Below are 256 nucleotides of genomic sequence, written 5' to 3' on the forward strand. Positions count from 1 at the left end.
TTGAATTTAAGATAAAACAACCCTGTGCGAAATGCCAGATGTTAACGACATCGCTAGATAAAAGAGCGAGTATAGAAAACTGGTGATGTTGAATGTTGGCGTTGCGGTGTTGATAAAAAGCGCGTTGCTAAAGCCATTGAAACTACCGAAAAAGCAAGCTGTAAAGACAGCCTAGCGAAACAACCTTGATGCTTTAATGTCACGGTTAAACCCACTTTTTTATGCTGTAAGTAAATGACGCCTAACGCCCAACTTA

At 40.2% G+C, this 256-nt stretch carries 1 protein-coding gene; it reads right to left on the reverse strand.

Annotation, left to right across the window (positions count from 1 at the left end; genetic code table 11):
- Positions 1–53 precede the first annotated feature (53 nt).
- Positions 54–256 (reverse strand): hypothetical protein (locus GVO63_RS19710; protein WP_236552242.1); only part of this gene is annotated, 203 nt, incomplete at its 5' end.

This window comes from Alteromonas sp. KUL106 (genome assembly GCF_009811415.1).
GTDB lineage: Bacteria > Pseudomonadota > Gammaproteobacteria > Enterobacterales > Alteromonadaceae > Alteromonas.